We start from the raw sequence: 4,526 nt of genomic DNA, 5'->3' as shown, positions 1-4,526 counted from the left end.
AACATGGTCGCCGGGATACGCGTCGGGCGCATGGTGACGGCATCCACCAGGCACCATTCCGACAGGCCCTGGGCGCACAGCCGGCCCTCGCCGTCCTCGATGCGGACATAGCGGTTGAAGCGCGGGCCCTGCGGGTCGCCGACCCAGGTGCGGGCCACGGCGGTCGCGTCGGGCATGAGGGCGCGCAGATAGTCGATTTCGTGCCTGAGGGCGACCCAGGACCAGCGGGCGCGGGTGTCCTCGTCGAAGCGCGCGTTCCAGTGGGCGGTGCCCGCGTCCTGGAGCCAGCCGACATAGACGACGTTGTTCACATGGCCGTTGGCGTCGATGTGTTCGGGCAGCACGTCCAGGGGGACGGTGAAGACCTCGCGGTCCGGACGCGGTTCGAGGACGAGCCGGGCCAAGGTCAGTCCTGACCGAGCGCCACGCCCTTCTCGGCCATCAGGGCGTGCAGTTCGCCGGCCTGGAACATCTCGCGCACGATGTCCGATCCGCCGACGAACTCGCCCTTCACATAGAGCTGGGGGATGGTCGGCCAGTCGGTGAAGGCCTTGATGCCGTCGCGCAGGGCGTCGTCCTGAAGCACGTCGACGCCGACGAAGGGCGCACCGACCTGATCCAGGATCTGGACGGCCAGGGACGAGAAGCCGCAACGCGGCGCATCCGGCGTGCCCTTCATGAACAGCACGACCTCGTGGTCCCTGACGGTCGAGGCGATGAAGTCGTGGACGGGATCGGCGGCAACAGCTTGGTCGGTCACGGGAGGAGCCTTTCGGGTTCGCCCGTCAGCTAGGGACGATGCCCCGGCCGGTCAAGGCCGACGGGCCAAGGTGACCGGAGCGTGATCAGGCGACCTGTCTGGCCGCACCGACGCGAGCCATCTCGATCTGGGCCGACAGGCCGGGCGGCATGTCGCGATCGGGCACGGTGGCCAGGACGGCGATACGGGCCTCGTCGCGCGCCTCGATCATCACGCTGCAGATCGCGGGATCGGTCATGACGTGCGCCAGTGAGATCGACTCGGCGTCCCAGCCCGGGGTCTGGTGCAGGAAGGCGAAGGTGCCCGCACCGGCCAGGGGATCGTTCTTGGGGCGACCCGAGCCGAAGCCGAATAGTCCCTTTTTCGGCTGATGCAGGGAGGCGGCCTTCCTGGGGGTGGCGATAGTCTCCGGGAAATAGCCGTAGGCGAAGACGGCCATGTCCTGTTCCTTGGCGGCGCGGATACGGCTGCGAACCCGCCACTCGGAATCGACGTGATAGGGGGTGGCCAGGACGTCGAAGGCCCCGGTCGAGACATAGGCGTCCATGACCTCGCCGTCGCCCGAGACGCCCAGATAACGGACGCGTTCGGTGGCGCGCAGGGCCTTCAGCGCATTCAGCGACGACTGCGGCAACTCATTCTCTTCGGGCTGTTCCAGCAGGGCCATGTCGATCCAGCCGAGGCCGGAGATGTGCAGGGCGCGGTCGATGGCGTGGGTCATGCCCTCGGCCGAGAAGTCGCGCTGGCTGTTGCGGCGACCGTCGCCGCGCCCGAGCGTCAGGCTGACGTTCAACAGCTTGCGATCGACGCTCGACAGGGCCTGGCCCACGCATTCGGCCAGGACCGGGTCGGCGCTTTGCAGGCAGTAGGCGTTGATGCCCGCCTCCAGCCCCGCATAGATCAGGGCAGCGGCCGCGTCCGGCCCGCGCGAAATGGCGTCCAGGCCCAGGCTGAGGGTGACGGTCGAGATCGAGGCGCCCGTGGCGCCGAAGGGGCGGTAACGCATGGATCAGTCTCCCACAGGAGCGGAGGTTTCGAGCGCGAGAGCGTGCAGGGCCCCGCCCATCTGGCCCTTCAGGGCCGCATAGACGAGCTGGTGCTGGCGTACGCGGGGCATGCCGGCAAAGGCGGTCGAGACGATGCGCGCACGATAATGGTCGCCGTCCCCGGCCAGATCGTCGATGGCGATCTCGGCGTCGGGAAAGGCCTCGGCCAGATGGGCGTGCAGCGTTTCGGCGGACATGGGCATGGACAGGCGGTCTCGTCGCGACGGTTCACCGCTCAGAGTGGCGCATAAACCTTAATGGACGGCGTACGGCACGGGTTCAGCCCCTGTGCCGCTCCAGCAGGACGACCGGCCGTTCGTAGTACACACCCTCGGCATAGGGCATGAACCCCGTCCGCTCGGCCAGTTTCAGCGACGGGGCGTTGTCGGGGTTGATCATGCAGACCGTGCGCGGGGCCTTCAGGCTGTCGTCGGCCCAGGCAAGGGCAGCGTCGAGACCCTCGCGCGCCAGACCCTGGCCCTGAAAGGCCGACCCGACGCCCCATCCCAGTTCCGGCGCATCGAGCGGCGGCGTACAGCCCCGGCGGTAGTCGAGCACGCCGACGCTGCCGACATAGGCCCCGTCCGACTTCTGGCGCAGGGCCCAGTTGCCGAAGCCCAGGGCCTGCCAATGGCCGATGTCGCGCAGCAGGCGGAACCAGACCTCTTCCTCCGTCATCGGGCCGCGATGGGCGATGACCTGGGTGAAGACGGGATCGCTCCACAGGACCATCAGGTCGGCGAAGTCCGACAGGGCGACGGGCGTCAGGATCAGCCGCTCGGTGGTGAGAATCGGAAGGGTCATCGGGCCTCGAACAACGAACCGGCGCGCTCGACGCGTGTCGCACCCGACGCATCGGTGACGGCGAAGGTGAAGCCGGGCTGGAGCGCCCAGCCGCCCCATTCTCCCGATTTCGACAGGGCGAGGAAGGCGACCTGATGATCGGCGACGGCCGTGCCGCGCAACCGGGCCAGGCGTTCGATCACGCTGCGACAGGCCTCTGTCGGCGACTTGCCCTGACGCATGGCCTCGACCACGGCGTGGGATCCGGCGACGCGGACGACGTCCTCCCCGACCCCGGTGGCGGTCGCAGCCCCGACTTCGTCATCGACGAACAGGCCCGCGCCGATGATCGGACTGTCGCCGACCCGGCCGCGCATCTTGAAGGCCAGGCCCGAGGTGGTGCAGGCGCCGGCCATATGCCCGTCCAGCCCGATGGCCAGCAGGCCGATGGTGTCGTGGTTGCCCGGGCCGCCCGGCATCGAGCGCCACTCGGTGTTCTCGCGATTGCTGACCGGGGCATAGGTCGAGGTCTTCAGCCATTCGCGCCAGGCGGCCTCGGCGCTCGGCGAGGGCATGACGGCGGTTTCGAACGCCTGATCCAGGGCGAAGCGGCGGGCCCCCTCCCCCACCAGCATGGTGTGCGGCGTCTTTTCCATCACCGCCCGGGCGACCGAGACCGGATGGGCGATGTCCTCCAGCGCGCAGACCGCGCCGATGTCGCCGTTCCAGTTCATGACACAGGCGTCCAGCGTCACCCGCCCGTCGCGATCCGGATAGCCGCCGATGCCGACCGAGGTGTTGTCGGGATCGGACTCGACCACCCGACCGCCCGCCTCGACCATGTCGAGCGCCGAACCCCGGGCGCGCCGGACCTCGATTCCCGCCGCATTCGCGACCCGTCCGAAATCCCAGGTCGAGACCATGACAGCACGCGGAACGGGGCGGTCTGCCGCCGAGACGGCTGAGGCCATAGCGAGGCCGGGGGCGAGGAACAGGGCGCGGCGGACGATCTCGCTCATATCAGGCCCAATTGCTTGAAGCTGGCCACGCCGTCGCGGCCGACGATCAGGTGGTCGTGGACGCTGACGTTCAGGGGATGACCGGCGGCGACGATCTGCCTCGTCATGTCGATGTCGGCGCGGCTGGGGGTCGGGTCGCCGGCCGGGTGGTTGTGGACCACGATGATGTTCCGGGATGACAGTTCCAGCGCCCGTCGGATCACCTCGCGGGGATAGACGGGGGCGTGGTCGATCGTGCCCCGGTTCTGAACCTCGTCAAGGATCAGCTGATTGCGGTTGTCGAGATACAGGACGCGGAACTGCTCGATCGGCTCATGCTGGAGCGCCACCCGCACATAGGCCAGCAGCGCCGTCCAGGACGAGATCACAGGGCGCTTCGACGCCGGTTCGCGCGCCACCCGCCGTGCCGCGTCAAAGATCAGTTGCAGGTCCAGGGCCGTGGCCCGCGATTGCTTGCCGCGCACGATCTGGAGAGACTCCGCCACCTGGGCGTCGATGGCCTCGTGGCTGGCGGCGCCGATGCCCTCCAGGCTGCCGAACCGGGCCAGCAGGTCCTTGGCCAGGGGCTTGGTGTCCCTGTACGGGATCGACCGGAACAGCAGCATCTCGAGCAGCTCATAGTCCGGCAGGGCGTCGATGCCGCCCTTGGCCGCGCGTTCACGCAGCCGCTCGCGGTGGCCGGAGTTGCGGCTCTTGGCCGGAAGGGGCGCGGGGGCGGCGTCGCTCAAAGCCGGCTTAACATCATCATCACGAACAGGACCCAGGCCGGATAGGCGAACGGCAGGGCAATCGAGAACCCGAACCCGAGCCGCCACATCCGGCGGCGATAGGCGTCCGGGTCGCGCGGGGTCAGCAGCTTCTCGCTGAACGCCCCGATCAGGTAGCAGAGGTTCGCGGCCGCCATGAAGCCGAGATACA

Annotated in this window: 8 protein-coding genes; all 8 read right to left on the bottom strand. The window is 68.7% G+C overall.

Annotated features, from left to right (window positions below):
* Positions 1-404: acyl-CoA thioesterase (locus ACILQR_RS15640; RefSeq protein ID WP_395652307.1), on the bottom strand; the 404-nt coding region annotated here is incomplete at its 3' end.
* A gap of 2 nt (positions 405-406) precedes the next feature.
* Positions 407-760 carry a Grx4 family monothiol glutaredoxin gene (gene grxD / locus ACILQR_RS15635; protein ID WP_271146773.1) on the bottom strand — a complete coding sequence of 118 codons (354 nt, stop codon included), beginning with the start codon at positions 758-760 and terminating at the stop codon, positions 407-409.
* 85 nt (positions 761-845) lie between these two features.
* Positions 846-1,766 (bottom strand): oxidoreductase, encoded by a 921-nt coding sequence (locus ACILQR_RS15630; protein WP_395652306.1) that lies wholly within the window; start codon positions 1,764-1,766, stop codon positions 846-848.
* 3 nt (positions 1,767-1,769) lie between these two features.
* Entirely contained in the window at positions 1,770-2,009 is a 240-nt protein-coding gene (locus ACILQR_RS15625; protein WP_395652305.1) for a BolA/IbaG family iron-sulfur metabolism protein, read from the bottom strand.
* A 76-nt stretch (positions 2,010-2,085) separates the two neighbouring features.
* Complete coding sequence (locus ACILQR_RS15620; protein ID WP_395652304.1) at positions 2,086-2,610, bottom strand: GNAT family N-acetyltransferase; 525 nt, start codon at positions 2,608-2,610, stop codon at positions 2,086-2,088.
* Complete coding sequence (locus ACILQR_RS15615) at positions 2,607-3,608, bottom strand: N(4)-(beta-N-acetylglucosaminyl)-L-asparaginase (protein WP_395652303.1); 1,002 nt, start codon at positions 3,606-3,608, stop codon at positions 2,607-2,609. The genes ACILQR_RS15620 and ACILQR_RS15615 overlap by 4 nt, the downstream gene beginning before the upstream one ends.
* The gene (gene radC / locus ACILQR_RS15610; protein ID WP_271146768.1) at positions 3,605-4,336 is read right to left on the bottom strand and encodes a DNA repair protein RadC; all 732 of its coding nucleotides are present in this window, start codon (positions 4,334-4,336) and stop codon (positions 3,605-3,607) included. Before radC ends, ACILQR_RS15615 begins: the two co-directional genes overlap by 4 nt.
* Positions 4,333-4,526, bottom strand: a 194-nt coding sequence (locus ACILQR_RS15605; protein WP_395652302.1) for a hypothetical protein, incomplete at its 5' end; no start/stop codon positions are given. The genes radC and ACILQR_RS15605, both read right to left, overlap by 4 nt.

The organism is Brevundimonas sp. (genome assembly GCF_044239655.1).
Taxonomy (GTDB): Bacteria; Pseudomonadota; Alphaproteobacteria; order Caulobacterales; family Caulobacteraceae; genus Brevundimonas.
This window is presented reverse-complemented; position numbering and strand designations above follow the sequence as displayed.

What these genes read in the sequence shown, in the direction of transcription:
- ACILQR_RS15630 (WP_395652306.1), bottom strand. Translation starts at nt 1,766, where the DNA reads ATGCGTTACCGCCCCTTCGGCGCCACGGGCGCCTCGATCTCGACCGTC.
- ACILQR_RS15625 (WP_395652305.1), bottom strand. Translation starts at nt 2,009, where the DNA reads ATGCCCATGTCCGCCGAAACGCTGCACGCCCATCTGGCCGAGGCCTTT.
- ACILQR_RS15620 (WP_395652304.1), bottom strand. Translation starts at nt 2,610, where the DNA reads ATGACCCTTCCGATTCTCACCACCGAGCGGCTGATCCTGACGCCCGTC.
- ACILQR_RS15615 (WP_395652303.1), bottom strand. Translation starts at nt 3,608, where the DNA reads ATGAGCGAGATCGTCCGCCGCGCCCTGTTCCTCGCCCCCGGCCTCGCT.